Here is a 24784-nt window from a genome sequence, read left to right as displayed (position 1 = left end):
GTAAAAATTAAAATACTTAACAATACGACGCCTATAACAACATGCAGTGTATTTGGTTCGCTAATTAATCCAAATATATATTGAATAGCAAACAATATAAACAGTAACCAAATGGGTACAAATGCAATTTTTAAAATTGTTTTGTTCGACATAATTTAAGTTTTGTTAAAAATATCATAAATAAATTTAATTTATAACATAATTAATCATTGTAAATAGTATTTATTATATTTATATTTATCGAATGTTTTGAAAATATGAAGAAAGGATTAATTATTGGAAAAGGTTGGTTGGGAAGTCGCTTAGAAGAACATCTTGCAAAACACTATCAAATTACTTCAACCAAACGACAGTCTGATGCTCCAAATTGCCTTTCGATCAATTTCGATCAAACATCATTACAACGTATCGATACCAGTATATTCGAGTTTATTATTATTACCATTCCTTTTGGAAAACGCAATACTACAGATGAGTTGAGAATTAGATTTAATCAAATTATTCAGTTTATCGGAACATATAGTCGACCACTTTTTTTGATAAGTAGTACTGGAATTTATCCAGATTTAGAAAAAATTATCAGCGAAAATAAGTTAGAAAAAGATAAGCTAAATCAACCTTATTTATTTATTGAAAACAAATTGCGAATACAATTTCCGCAGCTTAATATCCTAAGATTAGGAGGTATAATGGGCGATAATCGCCGTTTATCAAACTATTTAACTTTTGAAAGTCCTCATTTGAATCAAGTTGTTAATCATGTTCATTTTGAAGATATTTGTCTAATTATAGCACAATTAATTCAACAAAATAAAACTTCATCTATTTATAATATTGTTGCACCAAAACATCCTACAAAAGAAGAAATTTTAAATTATCAACAACATCAAAAAATAATAAATTCTGAAATAAAAAAAGGTAAAATCATCTCGTCGGATAAAATTATCAACGAATTGAATTACCAATTTATATTTCCAAATCCACTTTATTTTTAACCTATCTTCTTGGATTCTTGCGTTTATTGTTTAAAACAAGAAGAAAAATCACAATTGATAAAACCGTAATTAAAATGGTGTCCCAATGTTCTTTGAATAGTGTACTTATATGATCCATTTTGATTTGTATTTAATTTTAAAAATAATAAAAAAAGCTGTTCTTACGAACAGCTTTTTGAATTTATCTTAAATCTATTGATTAAGCGTGAATTGCACGATTGTCTGTAGCAGCTAAAGCAGCTTCTTTAATCGCTTCTGCAAATGTTGGGTGTGCATGAGACATTCTTGTTAAGTCTTCTGCTGAAGCACGGAATTCCATTGCTGTAACTCCTTCTGCAATTAAATCAGCAGCACGAGCACCAATAATATGCATTCCTAGGATTTCGTCTGTATTTTTGTCTGCTAAAATTTTAGCAAATCCATCCGTATCCATAGAAGCACGTGCACGACCTAAAGCTTTGAATGGGAAAGAACCAACTTTGTACTCTACTCCTTCTTCTTTTAATTGCTCCTCTGTTTTTCCAACTCCAGCAACTTCTGGCCATGTATACACAACGCCAGGAATTAAGTTATAGTTGATATGAGGTCTTTGACCTGCCAATTGCTCAGCAACCAATACACCTTCTTCTTCTGCTTTGTGTGCTAACATTGCACCGGCAACAACGTCTCCAATTGCGTAAACGTTAGAAACGTTTGTTTGTAAATGATCGTTTGTTTTGATACGTCCTCTTTCATCTACTTCGATTCCTACATTTTCTAAACCTAAAGAACCAGTGAAAGCACGACGACCAACTGCAACTAAAGCATAATCTCCGTTAATTTCAATTTCTTCTCCTTTTTTAGAAGCCGCTTTTAATGTTACATCGTTTCCATTATTTACAACTGAAGTTACACCTGTAGAAGTGTGGAATTTCATTCCTTGTTTTTTCAATACTTTTGTCAATTCTTTAGACAAAGCACCGTCCATACCTGGAATAACACGGTCTGCATATTCTACAACTGTTACTTGAGAACCTAAACGTAAATAAACTGATCCTAACTCTAATCCGATAACACCACCACCAATTACGATTAAGTGTTTAGGAACTTCTGTTAAAGCCAACGCTTCTGTAGAAGTAATGATACGAGTTTTATCTGTTGGCGCAAATGGTAATTCAGATGAAACTGATCCTGTTGCGATAATTGTATTTTTTGCTTCGATTTCTTGAGTAGAACCGTCTTTAGCAGTTACAACAATATGAGTTGCATCTTTAAAAGCACCTGTACCTTCTAACACATCAATGTTATTTTTACTCATCAAGTATTTGATACCAGCTACGTTAGTATCTACAACACCTGCTTTGCGAGCAATCATTTGAGTGAAGTTTACTTTTGGAGCATCAATTTCGATTCCGTGCTCTTTAAAGTGATTTACAGCATCGTAATAGTGATGAGAAGAATCTAATAAAGCCTTTGATGGGATACATCCAACATTAAGACAAGTACCACCTAAACTTTCTTTCTCGATAATTGCTGTTTTAAATCCTAATTGCGCGCAACGAATTGCAGCAACATATCCTCCAGGTCCAGCACCAATTACGGCTACATCATAAGAACTCATATAGTTTTATTTTGATTTTGTTATTATAATTTTTTAAACTCCACAAATATAACTAATCCCGAATATATTTGCGTTATAAAATTGTAATGAATTTTATCAATTTAGTCTATTATAAATAATATAAAAGTTTTTAAAACAATATGTATCCTATTTTTTAAAGAATTGATAATGATTTTACAGAAGTACAAAACCCTTCACTTTATAGCGAAGGGTTTTGTATATCATCTAAATTAATTTTAATTTCTATCGAATAATTACCAGTTTATTAACACAGATCCCCATGTAAATCCTGCTCCAAAAGCAGTCATCATCACCAAGTCTCCTTTCTTGATCTTACCTTCTTTTTTCGCTTCACTTAATGCAATCGGAATAGATGCTGCTGTTGTATTCCCGTAGCGCATAATGTTGTTGTAGACTTTTTCGTCAGGTAATCCTAATTGTTTTTGAACAAACTGAGAAATACGCAAATTGGCTTGATGTGGAATAAATAAATCTAAATCTTCTGGCTTTTTATTTGCAGCAGTTAATGCTTCTACAATTGATTCTGGAAAACGAGTTACCGCATGTTTGAAAACGTAATTTCCGTTCATGTACGGGTAAATCTCTTTTTTTGTTAATCCGTGATTATCTTTCAACAATTCGTCTGACCAACCTGTTTTAGTTCCTGGGAAAGTAACGGCTAATTCTTCCGCAAATTCTCCTTCTGAATGTAAGTTTGTTGATAAAATTCCACGACCTTCTTCTTCTGAAGCCGAAACAACTACCGCTCCTGCTCCATCGCCAAAAATAACAGAAACTCCTCGTCCTTCATCAGAATAATCTAAACCAAATGAATGAACTTCTGCTCCAATTACTAAAATATTTTTATAAATACCTGCTTTTATAAAAGCATTTGCTGTAGACAAGGCATACACAAAACCAGAACATTGGTTACGAATATCCATCGCACCAATTGTTCGACATCCTAATTCTTTCTGAACCAACACTCCATTTCCTGGGAAGTAATAATCTGGCGATAAAGTTGCAAATAAAATAAAGTCGATATCTTGTGCTGTGATTCCTGCATCTTCTAATGCATTTTTAGCCGCAATTACACCTAAATCTGTAGATGAAATTTTAGAGCCAGTTTCGATATGTCTTCTTTCAACTATACCTGTACGTTCCTGAATCCATTCATCATTGGTGTCCATTACCTCAGCTAAATCAAAGTTTGTAACTACACGTTCTGGCACATAGTGTCCGACACCTGTTATAATAGAGTTTATCATTTTTTATGGTTTACTTTTCAATTAAAACAAATGTATTAAATGATAACCATTTCTTAAAACAATTACGTCTTTATGACAACAAATTATTTAAAAAACTTTGCTTTTAAGATTCCATTCATAACGATAGAAAGTACCATTACTCCTGTAGCAATATAAAAGACAGGTGTCATAAGTTCTGAATCCCCAAAAATAAGACTTGCTAAAAAGATGCCGTAAACAGGTTCCAAATTTACGTTTAACATCATGGTAAAAGCACTTACATGTTTCAATAAAGCGACAGATTCAATTTGTGCAAATGCTGTAAAAATAACTCCAAGTAATATTAACCATCCTAAGTTTGACCAACTTACATTTATAACTTCCGTAATTGCATCTGGTTGTAACAGTACCATAATCAAAGAAAGTGTGATGAGTCCTCCAACCATTTCAAAAAATGTAACTTTTGTAGGTTTTATGCTTTTTGGTAATCTCGAATTAAGAACAGCAAATAATGCGGATAAAAAACTACATAAAATACCTATGATAATCCCTAATTTATAATCATCTGGTGATGCATTAAAAATAACAGCAACACAGGCTGAAACAATAATTGCTAAGATAATTTCGAGGAGATTAATTCGTCTTCTGAAAAAAATAGGTTCTAATACTGCACTAAAAAGTGCGCCCATTGATAGTGTGCTCAATGCAATAGAAATATTTGAAAGCTTAATAGATAAATAAAACGTAAACCAATGTATACCTACAATACCTCCAATTCCCAATAGTGTTAACAACTCTTTTTTAGAAACTTGAAAATCAGATTTCTTAAATTTCATGTAAACAAAAACTGCAATTGCGGCAATTAAAACGCGATACCAAACCATAGGCAAAGCATTCATGGTTACAAGTTTACCGAAAACACCTGTAAATCCCCACAATAAGACAAGAAATTGTAATCGGAACTGCACGTTTGAAATCATCTTTAGCTTTTTGGCAAAAGTAGAATTAAATTCTTGATTGTAAATAGCTTTTTGAATGAATTATTTACTAATAAAACTCTATTATGAAGTCAATATTAAATTAACATTAAATTAACATTAAATAATTATTTACATAAAATTAAATATCAATCTCGTTGTATTTTCGTTTTTTTTAAAAAATTATCAATGGATTTTAGTATTTTTTTACAACCCGATGCATTAATTGCATTGTTTACATTAACGATGTTAGAGATTGTTTTAGGAATCGATAATATTGTTTTTATCTCTATTTTATCAGGAAAATTACCTGCACATCAACAGAAAAAAGCACAACAACTTGGTTTATTCTTAGCCATGTTTACACGTGTTATCTTATTGTTTTCGCTAAGTTGGGTGATGAGTCTTACGACACCGTTATTTAATATTGGCGATTGGATTGGAATAACATCAATTGAATGGGTAGAGAAATTAGCAATTTCTGGGCGTGATTTGATCCTATTAATTGGAGGTCTATTCTTAATTTATAAATCAACCGTTGAAATTCATCACAAAATAGAAGGCGTAGAAGAAAACGAAGGAAAAGTAAAAGTACATTCTTTTGCTGGTACAATTATTCAAATCTTAATTTTAGACATTGTCTTCTCTTTAGACTCGGTGATTACAGCAGTTGGTATGGCAGAACATATCGAAGTAATGATTGCTGCAGTTGTCATCGCAGTAGCTGTAATGATGTTGTCGGCAAGCGCTGTTTCTAAATTTGTAAATGATCATCCAACAGTTAAGATGTTAGCATTATCATTCTTATTGTTAATCGGTGTTTCGCTATTAGCAGAAGGATTTGATCAACACATTTCGAAAGGATACATTTATTTCGCAATGGGATTCTCAGTTTTGGTTGAATTCTTAAATTTGAGAATGAAGAAAAAACATTCAAATCCTGGTGTTATTCGAAATATGGTTGGCGATGCAGAAGAACAAAACAAGAATTTATAACTATCTTTAAGGCCTCAACTAAGAGGCCTTTTTTATTCAATAAAATCAATGCAAAATATAAAATTAATAGTGACTGATATGGATGGAACTTTATTACGTTCAGATCATTCATTAAATCCTGAATTCTATACAATCTATGAAGAATTAAAACAAAATAACATCCTATTTGTGCCTGCAAGTGGACGCCAATATTATAGCATAATCAACTATTTTGAGCATATAAAAGATGAATTAGCGGTTATTGCCGAAAACGGTACTTATGTAACGTATAAAGGTCAAGAAGTTTTTGTTGATGAATTGGATAAATCTATAATAAAAGAAATCATTGAAGAAGTTCGAAAAATTGATGGTGCTCATCTTGTTTTAGCAGGAAAAAATGCCGCTTATGTTGAATCGAAAGATGAAACGTTTTTAGAATATTTTAAAAATTTTTACGACAAAAATGTTTGGGTTGAAGATTTAACACAAATCGAAAACGAACAATTCATTAAAATAGCGGTAAATCATCAAGGAGGAACAGAACATCATGTTTTTCCAAGATTAATCAATTTTGAAAAACATGGCCTTAAAGTAGTTGTTTCAGGTGATGTTTGGTTAGATGTTATGAACAAAAAATCAAATAAAGGTGTCGCATTACGAGCATTGATGAATAAATTACATATTTCGTCTGAAGAAATCATTGTTTTTGGCGATTTTATGAATGATTACGAAATGCTAAATTTGGCAAAATATAGTTTTGCTATGGAAAATGCACATCCTTCTATTAAGGCAATTGCAAATTTTAGCGCTCCTTCAAATGATGAAGATGGTGTAAATCAAATAATTAAACAATATCTACAACAATTAAAAACCGTAAATACTTAATAATCTTATAAATAACATCAATTATTTAACATTCAAATCACATTAAATTATTAATTTCGCAAAAAACCTAAATAACCAATGTTCAAAACAAATAAACATCTAAAAAATGTTTTCGTAATCGCCTTTTTACTTGTCATTTTTTCGTGTAAAAACGAAAATCATTCCGTTCAAAATCAAACTTCAATTTCTGAACCGAAAGAAATTTTGCAAGATGATGTCGATTCTATTTATACCGTAAAAATTGACTCTTCTTTGTTACAATTAGACACAATTGTTAAAGCTGAAAAACTGCAAAAAGTTGATTCGACAAAACAATATGTTTATTTAACATTTGATGATGGTCCTTACAAAGGAAGTAAAAATATCAATAAAATATTAACAGAAGAAAATGTAAAAGGAACTGTTTTCTTGGTTGGTTTTAATGCTTTTACAAAAGATTTGAAACAAAATGTAGAAGATTATAAAGCAAATCCGAATGTAGAAATTGCCAATCATACTTTTTCTCATGCACGAAACAAATACAAAACTTTTTACAGCATACCGGAACAAGTTTATGAAGATATTCGCAAAAATGAAGTGGTTTTGGACATACATTCGCGCTGGGTTCGTTTGCCTGCACGCAATACGTGGCGTTTGAATAAACGTAAAAGAGACGACCCTATGAAAAATGCAATTCCAACTGCTGATTTAATCGCCAAAAATCAATATTATATTTATGGTTGGGATTATGAATGGAACCGCAACCAAGAGGGCTTAACTTCTCCCGAAAATATCTACAATGGTATTGTAAACCGTTTGGATCAAAATAAAACATTTGAAAAAAATCATTTGGTAATTTTGATGCACGATGATATGTTTAATTCTGATACAAATGCAGAAAAATTAAGACAATTAATCGTTTTGTTAAAACAAAATCCAAAAATTGTAATTGAAGGAATATCAGGATATCCTATAAGAATTAGCTAATAAAAATCAATGGATATATAAAGCCACTTCAATATAGACTGCACCCAAAAGTTTGGACAGATTAAAAATTAATAATTATAAAAATGAGTTCGATATTGTATCGGGCTCATTTTATTTAAGTTCGATTTTATTCTATCGTTATTGTAATAGTAAATGTATTGTTTTATTTCTTTTTTTAGCTCTTCAATAGAATTAAATTTTTGTAAATAAAATAGTTCCGATTTCAGTATTCCGAAGAAATTCTCGATAATAGCATTATCTAAGCAATTTCCTTTTCTACTCATACTTTGTATGATTCCTTTTTCATTTAATAAAGCCTGATATTGTTTCATTTGATATTGCCATCCTTGATCTGAATGTAATATCAAATCTTTAGTGTCTTTCGTTATTTTAAATGCCTTTTTAAGCATTTGAGTTACTTGATTAAAAACAGGTCGTTCGCTTAACTCATAGCTGATAATTTCTTGATTGTACAGATCCATTATCGGTGATAAATATAGTTTTTTATCTTTTACTTTAAACTCGGTAACATCTGTTACCCATTTTTGGTTGGGTTTATCAGCCTTAAATGCTCTTTGCAAGATGTTTGGTGCAATCTTTCCTTGTTCTCCTTTGTAAGATTTGTATTTTTTTCTTCGAATCAAACTCTTTAATCCTAAGCTATTCATCAGTTTAAGAACAGTTTTATGATTGATGATAGTTCCTGATTTTCTTAATTCATCGGTAATTCGTCGATAGCCATATCGCCCTTTATGCTGATGATAAATGGATTTTATCTTAAGTTTTAATTCCTCGTATTTATCTGTTTTACTACGTGAAATATGATAGTAAAAGCTGCTTCTAGCCATATGTGTACAATCTAAAAGTAAATTTAGATGAAATTCTGGCCTTAATTCATTTATGGCTTGCGTCCAAGTTTCTTTTGTTTTTCTTCCTCGGCTTGAATTAAGGCATTGAACTTTTTTAAGAGTGCAACTTCACAACGTAAACGTTCAATCTCCAACAATAGTTCTTCTTCTCTTGTTAACGGTTGTTTCGATTTTTTAGGTCCACCCTTAGATGTGCTCATAGTCTTGGGACGGCCTTTTGGTTTGGGTTTTAATCCGTCTATTCCAAAGGTAGCAAAATCTTTTTGCCATTTTATAATAACCGATTCACTTGGAATATTAAATTTCAAGCGTGCTTCACGCAAACTAAGAAACTGTTTGGTTATAGTCTTAATAACTTTCAACTTAAATTCAACGCTATACGTTTGGTTTTTTTTAGGTTCTATACCTGAAATTCCTTGATTATGATAATCAGAAACCCATTTCTTTAATAAAGAAGCATGTATATTTTCTTTTTTACTAATTGAACGTATTGTTCGATGTTTTTCTAAAACTTCTTTCACACAGCGTAACTTAAATGCTACACCATATTTTACTTTTCTTGTCATAAAAAATGCCCCCAAAAGTGTCTAACTTTTTGGGGGCAGTGTAATAGAAGTGGCTTTTTTATTTGTTGAAAATTTAATCTTAGTTTCCTAAAATGTAATTAAAAATCAATGGTGCAACGATTGTCGCATCAGATTCGATCATATATTTTGGTGTATCAACATCTAATTTACCCCATGTAATTTTTTCGTTAGGAACTGCTCCTGAATAAGAACCGTAAGATGTTGTAGAATCAGAAATCTGACAGAAATATGCCCAGAACGGAACATCAGTCCATTCTAAATCTTGGTACATCATTGGAACTACACAAATAGGGAAATCTCCTGAGATACCACCCGCAATTTGGAAGAACCCTACTCCTTTTCCATCAGAATTTGCACGGTACCATTCTGTTAAATAAATCATGTATTCGATACCAGATTTTACTGTATGTACGTTCAAATTACCTTTAATTACGTTTGAAGTAAAGATATTTCCACAAGTCGAATCCTCCCATCCTGGAACAACGATTGGTAAGTTTTTCTCAGCCGCAGCAACAATCCAAGAATCTTTAGGATCAATTTCATAGTATTGCTCTAAAACACCTGAGTTAACTACTTGATATAAAAATTCGTGTGGAAAATAACGTTCACCTTTTGCTTCAGCAGCATGCCAAACATCTTCTAAATGTTTTTGTAAACGACGGAATGCTTCCTCTTCAGGAATACATGTATCTGTTACACGGTTATAATGATTATCTAATAATTCTCTTTCTTGTTCTGGAGTTAAATCTCTATAATTTGGCACTCTTTTGTAATGAGAATGAGCCACTAAGTTCATCACATCCTCTTCTAAGTTAGCTCCTGTACAAGATATAAATTGAACTTTATCTTGACGAATCATTTCAGCTAATGAAATTCCTAATTCAGCAGTACTCATTGCACCTCCCATAGAAATTAACATTTTTCCCCCATCTTCTAAATGCGCTTCATATCCTTTAGCTGCATCTACTAATGCAGCTGCATTAAAGTGTCTATAGTTGTGCTCTATAAACTGACTGATTGGTCCTTTACTCATTTTATTTGTTTTTATTTTATTAAAATTCTAATTATTTATATCCCAATGTATTCAACACATCTTGGTGTGTTTGTTCTTCTGAATACACTTTTGCTTCGTAGTTTTCATCAATCAAAATATATTTTGGCTGAGGAATCAAACAGTGATTTATTCCACCAAATCCACTGATATTATCTTGATACGCTCCTGTATTAAAGAAACCAATATACAATGGTTTTGCTTGATCGTATTTTGGCAAATAAATAGCATTTACATGTTGTTCTGAGTTATAATAATCGTCAGAATCACACGTTAAACCACCTAATAATACACGTTCGTATTTATCGTACCAACGGTTAACTGGCAACATTACAAATCGTTTTGAAATTGCCCAAGCATCTGGTAAAGTCGTCATGAAAGATGAATCGATCATATCCCAATACTCTTTATCATTTTGTTTCTTTTGATAAAGAATTTTGTAGATCACTCCTCCACTTTCACCTACTGTAAACGATCCAAATTCTGTAAAAATATTTGGAACAGGAATACCTTCTTCGTCACAAATCATTTTAATTTGCAACAAGATTTCTTTCGCCATGTATTCGTAATCATATTCGAAATTCAACGAATTTTTGATTGGAAATCCACCACCGATATTCAAACTATCTAATTCTGGACAAACTTTCTTAAGGTTTACATAAACTCTCAAACATTTTGTCAACTCATTCCAATAATATGAATTATCTTTAATTCCTGTATTGATAAAGAAATGAAGCATTTTCAATTTAATGCGTTCATTTGGTTTTACCATTGTTTGATAGAAAGGAACAATGTCTTTGTATCCTATTCCTAAACGAGACGTATAAAACTCGAATTTTGGTTCTTCTTCAGATGCAATACGAATTCCGATTTCGAAATCACCTTCGATAGCTTCCGAAAATAAATCAACTTCTTCGTAATTATCAATAACTGTAATTGTTTTGCGATGTCCGTTATTGACCAAACGAGCAATGTTTTCTACATATTCTTCACGTTTAAAACCATTACAAACGATATATTGATCGTCTGTAATCAATCCTTCTTTAATCAAATTTTCGACAATATTAATGTCAAATGCAGAAGATGTCTCGATGTGAATATCGTTTTTTAATGCTTCGCCTAATATATGACGAAAGTGAGAACTTTTTGTACAATAACAATAATTGTAAGTTCCTTCATAGTTTAATTCTTCACGCGCTTTTTCAAACCAACCTTTCGCTCTTTGAATGTTTTGTGAGATTTTTGGTAAGTAAGTAAATTTTAATGGTGTTCCATGTTCTTCGACTAAAGCTTTCAAGTCGATTCCATTAAATTTTAAGTGCTCTCCATCCAATTCAAATTCATCTTGCGGAAAGTCAAATGATTGCGTGATTAAATCTATGTATTTAGTTTTCATTATGCTTTATAAATGTTACGTGTGTTGAATAATTCTAAAAAATTTGCGAGAAAAATTTTAGGGTATTACAGACGTATCGCATAATATACATTGCGAAGCAATAAAGGGAAAGAATAATTCTTAGACTCTTTTCGATTCATTAAAAGTAATGCGTTGAGATTTTTTTTAATTTCAACGCTTTCGAATAAAAGGTTAAAACTCATCAACTTTTTTTATTAAAAAAATTATAAAAATACTTGCCGCAAATATATGTTTTTTAATTCTGTTAAAAAGATAAAATAATATTAAAATTTATCAATAGTTAACTCTTAATGTTAGCGATAATTTAAATATTCTACAATTGTTCAAAATTTTATTTTTTCTTTAAGGTTTAACAAGGTTAAATATTGTATTTTTGAAATCGTTTTGAACGTAAATTATGGGTAAAATTATTGCTATTGCGAACCAAAAAGGTGGCGTAGGAAAAACGACAACCTCGTTAAATCTTGCCGCTTCTTTAGGTGTTTTAGAGAAAAAAGTTTTATTAATTGATGCAGATCCGCAAGCAAATGCAACATCTGGTTTAGGTTTTGATTTGGATGAAATCGAAGCAGGAACCTATGAAGTATTAGAACATGAAGTTCTTGCAAGCGAAGCTATTTTACAATCAGAATCTCCTAACTTAGACTTAATGCCTGCTCATTTAGATTTAGTTGCTGCCGAGATTGAAATTGTAGATTACGAGAACCGCGAATACATGTTAAAAACTGCGTTGTCGGAAATCAAAGATCAATATGATTATATAATTATAGATTGTGCGCCTTCACTTGGCTTGATTACTTTGAATGCACTTACAGCTGCAGATTCTGTAATTATTCCTATTCAGTGCGAATATTTTGCTTTAGAAGGATTAGGAAAATTATTAAATACAATAAAAGGAATTCAACAACACCACAACAAAGAATTGGATATTGAAGGTTTATTGTTGACAATGTACGATTCGCGTTTACGCCTATCTAATCAGGTTTTAGATGAGGTAAACAATCATTTTCCGCAAATGGTTTTCAAAACAATTATTACGCGAAATGTGCGTTTGTCTGAAGCGCCAAGTTTTGGCGAAACAATTATTCAGTACGATGCAGCAAGTAAAGGTGCAGAAAATTACTTAAATTTAGCGCGTGAATTTTTAATTAACAACAACGATACAGTTTAAATAAAATGGCAAAGCCAAATAAAAATAATCGCTTAGGACGTGGATTATCAGCTCTATTAAAAGATGAACCAACGGTAAAAACAGCACAAGATGAAGGTGCGAAGAAATTGGTTGGAAATATTTTGGAAATAGATTTAGAAAAAATAACCGCAAATCCTTGGCAACCACGAACTAATTTTGATAAAAAAGCTTTAGATGAATTAGTCGCTTCTATTCAAACATTAGGCGTTATTCAACCCATTACAATTCGTAAAAAACCAACAGGTGAATATGAATTGATTTCAGGTGAAAGACGTTTTCGTGCTTCGCAATTGGCAGGAAAAAAGACAATTCCGGCTTATGTGCGATTAGCAAATGACCAAGAAATGTTGGAAATGGCATTGGTCGAAAATATTCAACGTCAAGATTTAGATGCTATTGAAATTGCACTTTCTTACCAACAATTAATGGATGAAATCAAGCTTACTCAAGAAGAATTAAGTAAACGTGTTGGGAAAGATAGAACATCTATTACAAATTATTTACGTCTATTAAAATTAGATCCAATTATCCAAACAGGAATTCGAGATGGAATGATTTCGATGGGACATGGGCGTGCTTTAATGGCAATTGATGATGCGGATTTACAGTTTGATATTTACGAAAAAATTGTCAAAAATAATTTATCTGTACGTGATACAGAACGTCTAATCAAATCAATAAAAGAAGGGAAACCTGAGAAGAAAGCTAAAGATGAATTGCCTTCTCAGTACAAAGAAGCATTAAGTTCTATTTCAAATTCTTTGAAAACGAAAGTCGAAATAAAACGTGCGAATAATGGTAAAGGTAAAATTATTTTGAATTTTACTTCTGATGATGAGTTTGAACGTTTAAGAAAGTTTTTGAATGAAAATTAAAGGATTATTTCTTGGATTAATGATGGCTTCAACGTTTTCATTTGCCCAAGTTCAAATAGATTCAACTCTAATCGTAAAAGATTCTGTTAAAATTAGTAACGAAGTCTTAATGGAAAAAAGTCCAATCAAAGCTTCGTTGTATTCAGCTATTTTACCAGGTGCAGGACAATTGTACAATAAAAAATGGTGGAAAGCACCAATTGCATTGGGATTAGTTGGTACAGGCACAGGTTTTACAATCTATTACAATAATTTATATAAAAAGTACCGAAAAGCGTACATTGCAGTAAGAGAAGGAACTCCAAACGAATTTTCTGGTATTTTAACTCCAGAACAACTGGCAGTTATACAAGACGATTACAAACGAAAACGTGATTATAGTGTTGCGTTAACTGCGTTAGCTTATTTATTAAATGTTGTTGATGCTACAGTTGATGCACATTTATTTACAGTACGAAACGACACTGAAATGTCATTTAAACCAACTGTCATTCAAGATGAAATGACATTAGAGCCAGTTTTGGGATTGGCATTTAACTTAAAATTTTAGAAATTAAAGATGAAAATTGCATTAATAGGATACGGAAAAATGGGAAAAGCAATAGAAGAAATTTTAGTTCAACGTGGTCATGATGTTGTACTTAAAATTTCTCGTACTCCTCTTCCAGAAGAATTAAAAGATGTTGAAGTTGCAATCGAATTTTCTCGACCAGAATTTGCATTCGATAATCTTAAAGTATTACTTGAGAACAACGTTGCAACTATATGTGGAACAACAGGATGGTTAGAGAAACAAGGTGAAATAAATCAATTAGCCATTGCTAATCATACGGCTTTTTTATATGCTTCTAATTTTAGTTTAGGTGTAAATTTATTCTTTGAATTGAATTCTATTTTAGCTCGAATGATGAATAAATACCGCAACGAATATCAAATTAATTTAGAAGAAATTCATCACACACAAAAACTTGATGCACCTTCAGGAACTGCAATTACAATTGCAGAAGGAATTATTGATCATTCTTCTTATACTTCTTGGTCGATGGATGAAAAAGCAAAAGATATTATTCCTGTCGAAGCAAAAAGAATAGAAGATGTTCCTGGAACACATATCGTGCAATATAATTCGGAAGTAGACACAATTGAAATTTCTCATACCGCTCATTCACGCAAAGGTTTTGCCTTAGGTGCTGTAATTGCTGCGGAATGGATTTGGAATAAACAAGGTGTTTTTACAATGAAAGATGTACTTGAACTGAACTAAATTAAAATACTAAATATCAAAAACTTATGCATGTACTAATTTACTGGTTAATTGGTTTTATCATAGCCAATGTAATCTTTGGAGCTGCAACTTGGAAATTATATAAAAATGCAGGAAAAGAAGCTTGGCAGGCCTATATTCCCTTTCTTAATATTTGGAAAGGTTTAGAAATTATTCATCGTCCAAAATGGTGGATTATTCTATTTTATTTGCCAATTGTTGGTCCTATTTTTTGGTTAGTATTCTTTGTTGATTTAGGCGACTCTTACGGAAAAATTGAAACCAAAGATAAAGTCATCATGGTTTTGACATTAGGTTTATACATTTTTGCAGTAAATTATGCTGATAATCCAAAATATTTAGGTCCTGAAAAACGTAAACCTACTTTTGTTTCTTCCTTAATTTTTGCGCTTGTATTAGCGACATTAGTTCACAACTGGTTTATACAACCTATGATTGTTCCTACAGGATCAATGGAAAATACAATCAAAATTGGTGACGCCCTTTTTGTAGAAAAAGTAAGTTACGGTGCACGTGTTCCTATTACTCCTATTGGAATTCCTTTCTCAGAATTCATTTACCGTGATGGTTTTATCGATAAAGCACGTTTGCCTTACATGCGTGTTCCGGGTTGGAGAGATTTAAAATCAAATGACATTGTTGTTTTCAATTACCCTACCGATTCTATTTACAATGCGATTGATCGTAAAGATGCATATGTAAAACGTTTGGTTGGTTTGCCAGGAGAAACAGTTCAAATTCGAAATGGTGTTTTATATGTAAACGACAAAAAATTCATCCCGAAAAAAGATGCACAAGTTCAGCATTCATATTTAGTGGTTGTAAAAACTCCATTTAGTGATAAACTATTATACGATAATTTTGGAATTATCAGTACAGATTATCAAGCTGGAAAACAAACTGATGGTACATTTATCTATCAATTTGCTGCATTAACTGACGCACATGTCACAGCAATGAAATCGAATGCAAATGTAGTTTCTATCGAACCTATTTTACAACCAGTTGGTCAAAAAACAGAACATATTGTGAATGGTAAAATCGATAGTACAAATACGATTTTCCCTGTTAACAAAAACTGGAATACAGATCAATACGGTCCTTTATACATTCCGAAAAAAGGAGATGTTGTAGATGTTAACAAAGAAACGTTGGCACAATACATCAATATTATTCGTCGTTACGAAAACAATACGCTAAAAGTTGATTCTGCTAATGGTAAGTTTGATGTATTTATCAACGATCAAAAAACAGACAAATACGAAATCAAACAAAACTACTATTTTATGGTTGGTGATAACAGAAATCAATCATTAGATGCGCGTTTCTTTGGATATGTTGGAGAAGATCATATCATTGGTCGTCCAATTATGATTTGGGCAAATATGAATGGAATGTTTGAACCTGCAGCTCCTAAGAAATTTATATGGGATCGATTCTTTACCTCAATCAACAACGATAATCCAAACAAAACATCGTACGGAATTTATGTTTTAATTGCGTTAATTGGTTGGATTGGATACGATATTGTAAAAGCTCGAAAAGAGAAAAAGAAAAACAACTATTAAAATTATTTTGTAGTCAAATTTTAAAAAATAAAATTTGTTATTCGAAAATAAATAACTCAAAACTGTGCATTATAAGTAATTGTAATGCACAGTTTATATACAGAAAAATAATAAAAACGAATGAAAAATACGTTTGCCGCTTTTTATTTTGGACCGATTGATTACTATGCAGAAATGGTAAAAAGCCAGACTTTGGATATCGAAGTTCAAGAAAATTTTCAAAAGCAAACTTACCGTAATCGCATGTATATTTTGGGCGCAAATGGTAAGTTGATGTTAAATATTCCCATCTTTCACAACGGAACTCGATTGTTCAAAGATTTACAACCTTCTTATGAATATGATTGGCAGAAAGAACACATCAAATCGTTAAAATCAGCTTATCAAAGTTCTCCATATTTTGAGTATTATGAAGATGAAATTATTCCAATTTTAGAACAGAAGGAAAAATTTTTATTGGATTTGAATTTAAAAACAATTGAATTCATCAACAAAAAATTAAACTTAGACTTGGAAGTTTCTAAAACAGAAACTTATCAATCTATATTACCTGAAAATGATTTTAGAAATCAATTTTCTGCTAAAAAAGCACCTCAATACAACTTACCCGAATACGCACAAGTTTTTGATGACAAATTTGAATTCGTTGAAGGATTGAGTATCTTAGATTTACTTTTTAGCGAAGGTCCAAGTGCCGCAGTGTATTTAAAAAACTTAATAAAATAACAACATGAGAAAATTATTTATTGCTTTAGGATTTGCCTTTACATTAGGGTTTGCTCAAGCACAAACAACAGAAGTACCGAAAGAAAAATGGTACCATGCAAGTGTAGAACAAACAGGTATTTATGGTGTAAATACTGATCAAGCATTACAATTTTTAAAAGACAAGAAAAGAAAAGCCAATACAATTATTGTAGGCGTATTAGACAGTGGTGTTGAGCATTTCCACGAAGATTTGAAAGCAAATATGTGGTCAAATCCAAAAGAAATCCCAGGAAACGGAATTGATGATGACAAAAATGGTTACATTGATGACGTACACGGATGGTCTTATTTGGGAACAGCGAAAGGAATCAATTATAATGATGATACAACTGAAATAACGCGTATTTACAAAAACTTATCGAATAAATACGCTACTTACGATCAGAAAAAAAATCATGCTGCAATTGCAAAAAATCCAACAGAATATGCAGAGTTTCAAAAAATTGAAAAAGAATATTTAAGCGCTGTAGGTAAAGCAAAATACAACCAACAAGTTGCACAATCAAAACTAAACGCAGTTGAAGGTGGTGTAAATAAAATGGTTTTAGAATTTGGTGACACTAAATTATCAAAAGATGTTTTGGCTAATTACCAACCAACAGATTCACAAATTTTAGAAGCTTTATGGATTTTTGGTGAATTAAAAGAAGAGCAATGGGTTGGTAAAACCATGAAAGAGGTTGCCAATACTTACTTAGGAGCTGCACGCCGTGCTGCAAAAGGTGATGCTTTAACATCTCACCTGAACTTAAATTTAGTTGATCGCAAAGACGTTGACAATCCAAACGATAAGAAAGAACGTTTTTACGGAAATGGAGATTCTAATGGTCCTGAGTCATCTCATGGAACACACGTTGCTGGAATTATCGGTGCTGTAAGAGGAAATAACATCGGAAACGATGGTACAATTGGTGGAAATAATGTAAAAATTATGTCAGTTCGTACAGTTCCAAATGGTGATGAGCGTGACAAAGATGTTGCAAATGCAATTTATTATGCAGTGGACAATGGTGCTAAAATCTTAAACATGTCTTTCGGAAAACCATACTCTCCCGATGCGGATTTAGTTTGGGATGCTTTCAAATATGCTTCGGATAAAGGAGTTTTAATTGTAAAAGCAGCAGGAAACAGCAACGAAGATATTGATGTTCATGTTCATTATCCAACAAATTTCAGAAATGGAAATGCAGTTTCTAAATCTGTTTTAACAGTTGGTGCATCAACAAAAGATCCAAATGCTTTAAAAGCTCGTTTCTCAAATTATGGTAAAAAATCAGTTGATGTTTTTGGACCAGGACAAGAAATTTATGCTACTTATCCAGGTGTAGATCAATACCGTTTCTTAAATGGAACTTCTATGGCTTCTCCTGCTGTTGCTGGTGTTGCTGCAATGGTTTGGTCACACTATCCAAAATTAACTGCTGAAGATATTCGTAATATTTTAATGGAAACAGTGAATAAAAATGATCAATTAAAAGACATTTCTGTTGCTGGAGGTGTTGTAGATTCGTACAAAGCTGTACAAAAAGCTGAAGAAATTTACAAACAACGTAAATTGAAATAATTTTAACACAACATTATAAAATGGCTCCCTAATTTGGAGCCTTTTTTGTATTTTCAAAATACGAAAACTCAATGTGTAACAATTCGCTTTGTTATCCGACATATATAGAAAAATTTATTATGAAAAAATTCTTATTAAGTATATCTGTTGCCATGTTTATTGGTGTGGCATCATTCGCACAAGAAACTATTCCATTACCAAAGGTTGACCAAAAATATTGGCAACACGAATCTCTTGAAGAAAGTGGTGTTTATGGTGTTAATACACAAAAAGCAATTCAATTTTTAGAATCAAAAAAACGTAAACCATCGCAATTAATTGTCGGAGTTTTAGATTCTGGTGTTGAAGTGACACATGCAGATTTAAAAGATAATGTATGGATCAATGCAAAAGAAATTGCTGGAAATGGAAAAGATGACGACAAAAATGGATACATTGATGATGTGCATGGTTGGAATTTTATTGGAGGAAAAGATGGTAAAAACGTCGATGGCGATACATTAGAATTAACACGTCTTTTTGTAAAATATAAAAACCTTTTCGAAACGAGTACCGATGCTGCTTCAAATAAAACCAAATACCCTGAAAAATTTGAAGAATACCAAAAAATAAAAGTAGAATTCGAAAATAAATTAGCTGAAGCTAAACAAGGTGCTATGCAATATCAGCAAATGGATGAAATTTTCAAAGTTAGTTTTCCAGTATTAATTTCTGAATGGGGAGAAAAGGATTTGGACGAAAAAAACATGTCTACCTTTCAACCAAAATCGAAAGAAGCTCAGCAAGGTATGATGATTTTCGCGATGGTTCCAAAAGAAGCTTGGGATGGTAAGACAATGAAAGAGTTTTTGAAAAAAGTAGGTGATGAAATTGCTGAAGGTGCGAAATATTACAAAGAACAAGTAGAAATTAACTTAAATACAGAGTTAGATCCTCGTCCTATTGTTGGTGATGATTATGCCAATGTGAATGAGAGATACTATGGAAATTCGGATGTAGACGGTCCAGATTCAAACCACGGAACACACGTTGCTGGAATTATTGCGGCAAAATCTGGTAATGGAATTGGAATAGATGGTATTGCTGGACAAGGAAATGTAAAAATAATGTCTGTTCGTACTGTGCCTAATGGTGATGAGCGCGACAAAGATGTTGCAAACGCTATTCGTTATGCGACTGACAATGGTGCTAAAATCTTGAATATGTCTTTTGGGAAAGCGTATTCTCCTGATGTAAAAGCAGTTTGGGAAGCGTTTAAATATGCACAAGACAAAGGTGTTTTATTGATAAAAGCAGCAGGAAACGATAACGAAAACATCGACACGAATATACATTTTCCTACGGTTTATAACGAAGCGGGTACAGCAATTTCTAACAATGTGATTACTGTTGGTTCGAATACAAGTAATAAAGATGAATTAAAATCTAGTTTTTCTAATTACGGTAAAAAATCTGTAGATGTATTTGCTCCAGGTTCTGATATTTACTCTGCAATCCCAACAAGAGATGGCGAATACAAATCAAATTCTGGAACTTCTATGGCTTCACCAGTTGTTGCAGGTGTTGCAGCATTAGTTTGGTCACATTATCCAAAATTGACAACACAACAAGTGAAACAAATCATTTTAGATTCTGTCAATAAAAATGATCAATTAAAAGATATTTCTGTAACTGGAGGTGTTGTTGATGCATATAAAGCTGTACAATTAGCTGAAAAGATTTATACAGATAAAAATTTGAAATAATTTTTCATAAAACGTATAATACAAAAATACCTCTCGATTATGAGAGGTATTTTTTTTAATAAAAATTGTTTAAATCGTATTATACTTTGGGCTTTTCTATTCAGGAATAACAGCTTTAATGGTTTGTTCTATGGCGTTTTTTAGCTAATATATTTTATAAATCTTGAAGAAAAAATCCAGTTAAATCGTTAACTGGATTTTTATTTGATTATTATTGATCTAATTTTATTTTTTGTTGACTTTGTTGCAATTGATACAACTCAATAATATCTTCGATTGGATAATTGAACCAATCTACTTGTTTTTTTATTTTTGAATTTTCATCCAAATATAAAAAAGTGGTAAACTTCATCGAAGGAAAATTCATTCCATTATAGGTGTAAGCAGAAAATTCTCCATTGGCAATAATCATCGAATCATTTGAAAATAAATCTTTTACTTCCAACAATTGGTTGTTCTCATACTGCATAGTCGTATCATTCCAACGCACAATTTCATTCAAAAGATAACGAGGATCAATTGTTGAAGCACCCGAATATTGGGCTACATTTTCGTATACCAAACTATCATTATAAAAAGACAACATTTTTTTATAATCGGCACGAGTAGAGTAATTTTCGAAAAATCGTTTTCCTAATTCATCATTTTTATTTGATGAATTTGAATTACAACTCACCAAATTAGTTAATATTAAAACACTGAAAATCCACGTAAATATTATTTTCATTTTTCTGAAATTCTAGTTAAATAATTTTCGCCATTATCGTCTGCCATTCCATCTTCATTTAGAATCATGATTTCTGAATTATCTGACCAACGTAAAAACTGAAAAGGTAATTTTTTCTTTTTAGGCGCGAGTTCTATTAAAGAACCATCATCTTTTTTAAACAATTCTCCTTCAAACGATTGACCTTTGTACTCTACTAAAAATGATTTTTCAGTCAATTTCAAGATGATTTTATCACCATAGTAATTCCCTTCAAAAATTCCTTTGTAAACAAGCGTTTCATTCGTAAAGACAGAACTTTTTTCTAATGACAATACGTCTTCATGCGACAAACCATCAGAACTTTTGTCTATTTCTGTTTTTTCATTCTTACACGAAAACATCAAAAAAATAAAAGCTATTAGAAAAATAACATTTCTTGTCATGAAAACAGTTTATTTTTTCACAAATTGTTCAACATCTTTTCTTGAAATTGGATCATCTCCGAGAATTAATAATCGTTCAACAACATTTCTCAACTCGCGTATGTTTCCTGTCCAATCCAATTCTTTTAAAGCATCGTAAGCCGATTTATCAAAAGATTTTTGACTTGTTGTGTCTGTTATAAAATGTTCTACCAATAATGGGATATCATCCTTGCGGTCATTAAGAGCAGGAACATTAATAATAATAACAGCCAAACGATGGTATAAATCTTCGCGAAAGCGACCTTCTTCAATCTCTTTACGTAAGTCTTTATTCGTTGCTGCAATTACACGAACATTTACATTAATTTCCTTTTCAGAACCAACTGGTGAAACCTTTCCTTCTTGCAACGCTCGCAAAACTTTGGCCTGTGCAGAAAGACTCATATCCCCTATTTCATCTAAGAAAATTGTACCTTCGTTTGCTAATTCAAATTTTCCTTGTTTATCTTTAACAGCACCTGTAAACGAACCTTTTACATGTCCAAATAATTCGCTTTCTATTAATTCTGCAGGAATCGCAGCACAATTCACTTCAACTAAAGGTTTAACACTACGGTCACTTTTTTCATGTAAATGATGAGCAACTAATTCTTTTCCTGTTCCATTTGGTCCAAGAATAAGCACACGAGCATCTGTAGCAGCTACTTTATCAATAATTTGTTTTACTTCAGCAATTGCTGGAGCTTCACCAATCATTTCATATTTTTTTGCTACTTTTTTCTTTAATGCTTTATTTTCTTTCTTTAATTCTTTGTTCGTAGACAATAACGATTTACGATCTAAGGCATTGCGAACAGTGGTTAATAATTTATTTAAATCTGGTGGTTTTGATATAAAATCATAGGCACCTTTCTTTATTGCGTCTACAGCCAAATCCACGTCACCATGTCCAGTGATCATTACCATTGTTAAATCAGGATTGTATTCCATAGCTTCCGAAAGAACCTCCATCCCATCTTTCAATGGCATTTTAATATCACTTATAATTAAGTCGTACTCTTTTTCTTTTATTTTTTCAATTCCAACCACTCCGTTTTCTGCTTCATCAACTTTCCATTTCGGATTTTCGTCCATTAGGATACTTTTCAAAACATTTCGGATAGCCTGTTCATCCTCGATTAATAAGATATTTGACATCGTTAATATCGTTTATTTTTATACAAAATTAAATAGACTCAAAGATAACTGAAATTATTATTCTTGAGTCTACTTTTATTTCTTTTTAATGATTTTTAAGATGTTTTTACTTTTTGAGCGGTTTCTAAGTTTAATTCTCGAATTGAGACTTCACGCATTTCTATTTTTCTGATTTTACCAGATATTGTCATTGGAAATTCAGTTACAAATTTCCAAAATTTTGGACGTTTAAAATGTGCAATTGATAAACAGTATTCTTTTAGTTCATCTTCTGTTACTGTTATACCTTCTTTCACTTTTACCCATGCCATCACTTCTTCACCATATTTAATACTTGGAACTCCAATAATTTGAACATCCGAAATTGCTTCGTGTTCATACAAAAAGTCTTCGATCTCCTTAGGTGAAATATTTTCACCACCTCTAATAATAATATCTTTAATTCTTCCTGTAATATTAATATAACCATCGACATCCATCGTCGCTAAATCTCCGGTATGCAACCAGTTATTTTCATCTATCACTTGAGCTGTTGCTTCTGGATTATTCCAATATTTTTGCATAACTGAATAACCTCTAGTGCAAAATTCACCAGCAATGCCACGTGGTAATATTTCACCTGTTTGCGGATCAATAATTTTAATTTCTAAATGGTCTTGAACTGTACCAACCGTTGAAACTTGTTTTTCTAAAGGAGTACCGATAATTGTTTGGGTCGAAACAGGAGAAGTTTCCGTCATTCCATAACAAATTGATACTTCTTTCATATTCATTTTAGATTGAACTTTCTTCATGATTTCTATTGGACAAGGCGATCCTGCCATTACGCCAGTTCTTAAAGAAGATAAATCAAAACGATCAAAATTTGGCAATTCCAATTCCGCTATAAACATCGTAGGAACTCCATAAAGAGAAGTACATTTCTCTATTTCTACAGCATTTAGCGTTTTTTCTGGATCAAAACTTTCAGATGGGATGACCATACAAGCACCATGAGAAGTACAAGCCATATTTCCGATAACCATTCCAAAACAATGATAAAAAGGAACTGGTATACATACACGATCTAAATGTGTATAATTTAATCGTATTCCAATAAAGAAACCATTATTCAATAAATTATGATGTGTTAGAGTAACACCTTTCGGAAAACCTGTTGTCCCAGAAGTATACTGAATATTAACTGCATCATCAAACTGTACGGATTGTTCGATTTGATGAATTTCGGATGTTGATATTTCTTCACCTTGTTCTAAAAAATCATTCCAATTTTCTTCAAAAATGATAATATGTTCTAACATTTTAGCATTTTGCTTCACATTGTTCAACATGATTTTATATTGACTTGATTTGAAACTTAAAGCTGCAAAAACAGCTGAAATTTCGGCTTGATTTAAAACAAATTCAAGTTCATTTTCTCTGTATGCAGGATTAAGGTTAACGAGAATCATTCCGACACGAGCAGTTGCATATTGCAATAATGTCCATTCCGCACGATTAGGCGCCCAAATTCCTACTCGATCTCCTTTTTCTAAACCAATTGCAATCAATGATTTTGCAATTTGTTCTGTTTGAGAATAAAACTCTGTATAGGTCGCACGGTAATTTTGATCAACGCAAACCAATGCCTCTTGCTGAGGATATTTTGCGACAGTATTGCGTAAATTTTCTCCAATTGTTTCTCCCAATAGAGGATATTTAGAAGCACCGCTTGAGTATGATAAGTTCGCTATCATCTATTTATATTCTTTATTTTAAAAATTACTTTACTCTCAAACATAGCAACGTTTTTTCGGAAAAGAAACTTATCAAATGCAAGATTTTAAATATCTATAAGAATCTTATTTTTTTATTAGATTTAAAATTAATTTCAAAAAAATGTAGCAT

The 24784-nt window shown here is 31.8% G+C and carries 22 protein-coding genes; 12 read left to right on the top strand and 10 right to left on the bottom strand.

Annotated features, from left to right (window positions below):
* Positions 1-257 precede the first annotated feature (257 nt).
* Positions 258-995, top strand: a complete 738-nt coding sequence (locus tag NZD85_RS01500; protein ID WP_260542958.1) for a Rossmann-fold NAD(P)-binding domain-containing protein — start codon at positions 258-260, stop codon at positions 993-995.
* A gap of 199 nt (positions 996-1194) precedes the next feature.
* On the opposite strand, the gene lpdA is transcribed toward NZD85_RS01500, so the two are convergent.
* The 3 genes from lpdA to NZD85_RS01485 all read right to left on the bottom strand — a co-directional run bounded on the left by lpdA (position 1195) and on the right by NZD85_RS01485 (position 4822).
* The gene (gene lpdA, locus NZD85_RS01495; protein WP_260542956.1) at positions 1195-2595 is read right to left on the bottom strand and encodes a dihydrolipoyl dehydrogenase; all 1401 of its coding nucleotides are present in this window, start codon (positions 2593-2595) and stop codon (positions 1195-1197) included.
* A 254-nt stretch (positions 2596-2849) separates the two neighbouring features.
* Positions 2850-3863: a 3-oxoacyl-ACP synthase III family protein gene (locus NZD85_RS01490; protein WP_260542954.1), complete on the bottom strand. Its 1014-nt coding sequence runs from the start codon at positions 3861-3863 to the stop codon at positions 2850-2852.
* An 83-nt stretch (positions 3864-3946) separates the two neighbouring features.
* Positions 3947-4822, bottom strand: a complete 876-nt coding sequence (locus tag NZD85_RS01485) for a DMT family transporter (RefSeq protein WP_260542952.1) — start codon at positions 4820-4822, stop codon at positions 3947-3949.
* A 186-nt stretch (positions 4823-5008) separates the two neighbouring features.
* Between NZD85_RS01485 and NZD85_RS01480 the strand changes: the two genes are divergently transcribed.
* The 3 genes from NZD85_RS01480 to NZD85_RS01470 all read left to right on the top strand — a co-directional run bounded on the left by NZD85_RS01480 (position 5009) and on the right by NZD85_RS01470 (position 7645).
* The gene (locus NZD85_RS01480; RefSeq protein WP_260542950.1) at positions 5009-5815 is read left to right on the top strand and encodes a TerC family protein; all 807 of its coding nucleotides are present in this window, start codon (positions 5009-5011) and stop codon (positions 5813-5815) included.
* A gap of 48 nt (positions 5816-5863) precedes the next feature.
* Positions 5864-6679, top strand: coding sequence for an HAD family hydrolase (locus NZD85_RS01475; protein ID WP_260542948.1), 816 nt, complete (start codon positions 5864-5866; stop codon positions 6677-6679).
* A gap of 78 nt (positions 6680-6757) precedes the next feature.
* Positions 6758-7645, top strand: a complete 888-nt coding sequence (locus NZD85_RS01470) for a polysaccharide deacetylase family protein (protein WP_260542946.1) — start codon at positions 6758-6760, stop codon at positions 7643-7645.
* A 68-nt stretch (positions 7646-7713) separates the two neighbouring features.
* Here the strand turns inward: NZD85_RS01470 and NZD85_RS14720 are convergent.
* From NZD85_RS14720 to NZD85_RS01450, 3 genes are all read right to left on the bottom strand, one after another.
* Positions 7714-9080 (bottom strand): IS3 family transposase gene (locus NZD85_RS14720; RefSeq protein ID WP_396127064.1). Its coding sequence is split into 2 segments (ribosomal slippage): positions 7714-8621 and positions 8621-9080, totalling 1368 coding nucleotides; the frame shifts between segments, so codons are not numbered across the junction.
* Between the two features lie 79 nt (positions 9081-9159).
* Positions 9160-10134, bottom strand: a complete 975-nt coding sequence (locus NZD85_RS01455; RefSeq protein WP_171623594.1) for a deoxyhypusine synthase family protein — start codon at positions 10132-10134, stop codon at positions 9160-9162.
* 31 nt (positions 10135-10165) lie between these two features.
* Positions 10166-11548 carry a type III PLP-dependent enzyme domain-containing protein gene (locus NZD85_RS01450; RefSeq protein WP_260542943.1) on the bottom strand — a complete coding sequence of 461 codons (1383 nt, stop codon included), beginning with the start codon at positions 11546-11548 and terminating at the stop codon, positions 10166-10168.
* Positions 11549-11966: 418 nt separating this feature from the next.
* Here NZD85_RS01450 and NZD85_RS01445 point away from each other — a divergent pair, with 418 nt between their 5' ends.
* The 8 genes from NZD85_RS01445 (at position 11967) to NZD85_RS01410 (ending at position 20566) form a co-directional block, all read left to right on the top strand.
* A complete protein-coding gene (locus tag NZD85_RS01445) occupies positions 11967-12740 on the top strand; it encodes a ParA family protein (protein ID WP_171623596.1) in 774 nt (257 codons plus the stop codon).
* A gap of 5 nt (positions 12741-12745) precedes the next feature.
* Positions 12746-13636 carry a ParB/RepB/Spo0J family partition protein gene (locus NZD85_RS01440; protein ID WP_171623597.1) on the top strand — a complete coding sequence of 297 codons (891 nt, stop codon included), beginning with the start codon at positions 12746-12748 and terminating at the stop codon, positions 13634-13636.
* The gene (locus NZD85_RS01435; RefSeq protein WP_171623598.1) at positions 13626-14186 is read left to right on the top strand and encodes a DUF5683 domain-containing protein; all 561 of its coding nucleotides are present in this window, start codon (positions 13626-13628) and stop codon (positions 14184-14186) included. The genes NZD85_RS01440 and NZD85_RS01435 overlap by 11 nt, the downstream gene beginning before the upstream one ends.
* 9 nt (positions 14187-14195) lie before the next feature.
* Positions 14196-14900 (top strand): 4-hydroxy-tetrahydrodipicolinate reductase, encoded by a 705-nt coding sequence (gene dapB / locus NZD85_RS01430; protein ID WP_260542939.1) that lies wholly within the window; start codon positions 14196-14198, stop codon positions 14898-14900.
* Positions 14901-14926: 26 nt separating this feature from the next.
* Positions 14927-16489: a signal peptidase I gene (gene lepB, locus NZD85_RS01425; protein ID WP_225540508.1), complete on the top strand. Its 1563-nt coding sequence runs from the start codon at positions 14927-14929 to the stop codon at positions 16487-16489.
* Positions 16490-16609: 120 nt separating this feature from the next.
* Positions 16610-17215, top strand: a complete 606-nt coding sequence (locus tag NZD85_RS01420) for a WbqC family protein (RefSeq protein WP_171623601.1) — start codon at positions 16610-16612, stop codon at positions 17213-17215.
* A 4-nt stretch (positions 17216-17219) separates the two neighbouring features.
* Positions 17220-18821 carry a S8 family serine peptidase gene (locus tag NZD85_RS01415; RefSeq protein WP_260542934.1) on the top strand — a complete coding sequence of 534 codons (1602 nt, stop codon included), beginning with the start codon at positions 17220-17222 and terminating at the stop codon, positions 18819-18821.
* Positions 18822-18940: 119 nt separating this feature from the next.
* Entirely contained in the window at positions 18941-20566 is a 1626-nt protein-coding gene (locus NZD85_RS01410) for a S8 family serine peptidase (RefSeq protein ID WP_260542932.1), read from the top strand.
* Between the two features lie 211 nt (positions 20567-20777).
* Here the strand turns inward: NZD85_RS01410 and NZD85_RS01405 are convergent, their stop codons facing one another.
* From NZD85_RS01405 to NZD85_RS01390, 4 genes are all read right to left on the bottom strand, one after another.
* The gene (locus NZD85_RS01405; protein WP_260542930.1) at positions 20778-21293 is read right to left on the bottom strand and encodes a hypothetical protein; all 516 of its coding nucleotides are present in this window, start codon (positions 21291-21293) and stop codon (positions 20778-20780) included.
* Positions 21290-21718, bottom strand: a complete 429-nt coding sequence (locus NZD85_RS01400; RefSeq protein ID WP_171623605.1) for a hypothetical protein — start codon at positions 21716-21718, stop codon at positions 21290-21292. Before NZD85_RS01400 ends, NZD85_RS01405 begins: the two co-directional genes overlap by 4 nt.
* Positions 21719-21727: 9 nt before the next feature.
* Entirely contained in the window at positions 21728-22897 is a 1170-nt protein-coding gene (locus NZD85_RS01395; RefSeq protein ID WP_171623606.1) for a sigma-54-dependent transcriptional regulator, read from the bottom strand.
* Between the two features lie 95 nt (positions 22898-22992).
* Positions 22993-24633, bottom strand: coding sequence for an AMP-binding protein (locus NZD85_RS01390; protein ID WP_260542927.1), 1641 nt, complete (start codon positions 24631-24633; stop codon positions 22993-22995).
* Between the last annotated feature and the right edge of the window lie 151 nt (positions 24634-24784).

Source organism: Empedobacter stercoris (assembly GCF_025244765.1).
Classification (GTDB): Bacteria; Bacteroidota; Bacteroidia; order Flavobacteriales; family Weeksellaceae; genus Empedobacter; species Empedobacter stercoris.
The sequence above is the reverse complement of the archived record's forward strand: the minus strand, read 5'-3'. Positions and strand labels throughout refer to the sequence as shown.